This window comes from Streptomyces silaceus, from assembly GCF_001419745.1.
Taxonomy (GTDB): Bacteria; Actinomycetota; Actinomycetes; order Streptomycetales; family Streptomycetaceae; genus Streptomyces; species Streptomyces silaceus.
On the sequence record NZ_LIRJ01000479.1, the window covers coordinates 1 to 3,102 of the forward strand.

Here is a 3,102-nt window from a genome sequence, read left to right on the forward strand (position 1 = left end):
CACCCCACCCCAGTCCACCGCCGTCCACACCCTCTGGGCCGCCACGGCCGACGTGCTGGTCGCCGGGGTCGGCGGCGCCGGTGCCGTGCACCGCGCGCGGTTGCTGCACGCGGCGCACGCCGCCCGGCTCCTCGGGCTGCACCGTTCCTCCGCGGCGGCGGTCCGCGTGGTGCGACGGCTCGGAGAGTCCGCCGCCGACGACCCGGGGTTCCGGCTCGCCGAGCTGGCCGGTGAGATGACGGAACTGCTCCACGTACTGCACGGGTTGAGGACGTCCGGGACCGCGGACCCCGCCCTTGTCGGCACCCTGCGCCGCGCCTACCGGCCCGACCGGCCGCTGCGGCTGCACGGCCTGTTCACCGAGCCGGTGGTCACCGCGTCCGGGTACGCGGGAGCGGTGACCTACGCCCTCGCCCCGGACGGGCGGCTGCGCACCCTGTCCGACGTGGCGCCCGGCGGCCCCGACCGCGTCCGGCGCGCGACGGGGTCCGTCGTCCCCGGCGGCTGCGCGCTCTCCCTGCGCGAACTCGGCGAGGGCGGCGGGGTGATCCTCACCTCGCCCACCGTCTCGGCGGACGGCCGCGTCGGCGCGGGCAGTACCGTACGCTCCGTGACCGCCACGGGCACCGGCTGGGACGAGGACCCCCTCGACGCGCTCTGGCAGCGGCCTCCGCACACCCAACTCGCCGACGCGCTGGCATGGTTGAGCCTGCCCGTCGACGAGCGGACGAGCGCCGGCGGCGATCTCGTCTTCCTTCGAGGGACGCTCACGCCGGCCGGTCTCGCCGTCACCGGCGGGCCCACCCTGCGTCTGCTCGCCCCGGACGAGCGGTCGGAGCTGCCGTACACGGAGAACCTGCGGCTGCTCGCGGGACGGTCCGGCCTGCCGCTGCGCGTCGTGGCCCGGGTCGCCCCGGACCGGCCGGGCGGTGTGCTCGCCCTGGCGGCCGCCTGGCCGGGCCACGACGGCCGGACGTTCCGCGTCGACCTGGGCCTGCGCCGCCTCGACCGCACCCACCTGCCCGCGCGGGCGCCCCAGGATCTGCCGCCGCAGCCGTCCGCCGCGCAGCAGCCCGGCGGCATACCCGCGCTCCCCATGGAGCTGGGCCTCTTCCGCCGTGCCGTCGACCGCGCGGTGGCGGGCGGTCGGGCCGTCGCTGCGGCGGACACCGACGGTGAACTCCCGCGCCGTCTGCGGGCGGTGGGCCTCGGCACGGGAGCCCGGTGCGCCGGGCGTCTGACGGACACTGCGGCCGACCGCACCCACGACGTGCTCGGCCGGCTGCGCCCCGCCGACCCCGACGCGTACGCCGAGGCCTGGCTCGCGGCCTCCCTCTACGCGACGGCGGCCACGGCGTCCCTGCTCACCGCCGCGTGGACACCTCCGCCATCCCCCGCCGCATCCTCTACTTCATCCACTCCGCCTCATACTTCGCGTACGTCCCGTCGTGCGTCGCCAGATGCGTGAACTGGTCGACGTACTCCTTGAAGTCCTCGTCCCCGCGCGGCGTCGCGTACGCCTTCTCCGAGAAGGTGAAGGGCTTGTCGGGGTGGAGCGAGCAGAGTTCGGGGTGGATCTTCGACTGGTAGAGCGTCTCGCTCGCGTCCGTCATCATCACGTCCGCGCGGCCGTCGATGATCTCCTGGAAGATCGTCGTGTTCTCCGGGTGGAGCTTGATGGTCGCCTTCTTGATGTGGGCGCGGGCGAACTGCTCGTTCGTGCCGCCGGGGTTGACGACGACGGTCGTGCCGGGCTTGTCGATGTCCGCGAGGGTGCCCGCCCCGAACGTGTCCTTGTCCGCGCAGCGCACGATCGGCGTCTTGCCGTCCTCGCGGGTCGGCTCGCTGAAGTACACCTGCCGGGCGCGCGGCAGGGTGATCGAGACGCCGCCGACGCCGATGTCGCAGCGGCGCGCGGCGACGTCCTTGGTGAGGTTCGCCCAGGTGGTGGCCACGAACCGGGCCTTGGCGTCGAGGCTCTTGGCGAGGTCGTGCGCCATCTTGATGTCCACGCCGCTGTACGTGCCGTCGGCGGGGTCGAGCTTGGTGAACGGGGCGTAGTCGCCGGTCGTGCAGACCTTCAGGACGCCCTTCTTCGGGACGATGTCCAGGAGGCCGGCCCGGTGCCGGTCGGGCCGCCCGTCCGGCCGCCGACCCGCGTCGGGCGAGGCGGGCGCGGCGGCGGTGACGGCCAGGAGGCAGACCAGGGCGGACAGGGTGGCGGCACGCTTCACGGGGGCTCCTCTGCGCTACGGGCGGCTCGAAGAGATCACCTTCGCAGACCCGTTCCCGCGGCTGAACCCCCTTCTCACGGAGCGAGCGGCGCCAGTCGCGCGGGGGTGAGGTCCGGCGCCCCGTCGGCGTACGCGTCGGCGTCGAACGGGTACATCGGGCGCTCCACCCGGTGGTGTCCGAGCCGCGGCAGGTCCTGGTCGACGCCGCCGGGCGTGAGGGCGAGGAGCCAGTCGGCCGCCATGTCGTGCAGCTCCGGCTCCAGGTAGCCGATCTTCACGACGACGAGGTCGTACGTACGAGGGTCGACGCCGAGACCTCCCTCGCGCGGGCCCATGAAGTCCGCGAGGGTGTGGAACGGCTTGCGGCGCTCGACGAGGATCACGGTGAGGCCGCCGGTGCGCACGGCGGCCATGTCGACGCCCCGGTCGTAGGCGCCGCCCTCCGCGCGGTCCTTCTGATCGGTGGCGCGCTGCAACGCGACGACGGTGCCGGTCAGTTCGTACGGGCCGCCGTGGTTCGCGTCGACCTTGCCGCCGACGCTCAGCGTCACCTCGGCGCCCACGCCCGCCTCGAAGCAGCGGGCGACGGCGACGGGGTCGGTGATGCCGGGGTGGACGGCGCTGACGCGCCCGGCGCGGACCGCGTCGTTCTCCAGGAGCTTGCCCAGCATGTACGCGAGGTCGCCCGCGCCTCCGGCCGTCGGGTTGTCGCCCGAGTCGCTGATCAGGAAAGGCCGCCGGTCCGAGGCCACGGCCCGGGCGATGCACTCCTCGGCGTCGCCGGTCGGGCCGACGAAGACGAAGTCGTGGCGGGCGTCCCAGTAGCGGCGGGCGAGCTTCTCGGCCTCGGCGGCGGCGAGTTCGGCGT

General features: G+C 74.6%; 3 protein-coding genes. 1 reads left to right on the forward strand and 2 read right to left on the reverse strand.

The features are described 5' to 3' along the window. A partial coding sequence (locus AOK22_RS34610) for a hypothetical protein (protein ID WP_055702674.1) occupies positions 1–1,468 on the forward strand: 1,468 nt, incomplete at its 5' end. Here AOK22_RS34610 and AOK22_RS34615 read toward each other — a convergent pair. After that, positions 1,407–2,234, reverse strand: a complete 828-nt coding sequence (locus AOK22_RS34615; RefSeq protein WP_055702675.1) for a transporter substrate-binding domain-containing protein — start codon at positions 2,232–2,234, stop codon at positions 1,407–1,409. The two genes, AOK22_RS34610 and AOK22_RS34615, sit on opposite strands and share 62 nt — an antisense overlap. Positions 2,235–2,308: 74 nt before the next feature. Continuing rightward, positions 2,309–3,102: MlrC C-terminal domain-containing protein (locus tag AOK22_RS34620; protein WP_208606483.1), on the reverse strand; the 794-nt coding region annotated here is incomplete at its 5' end.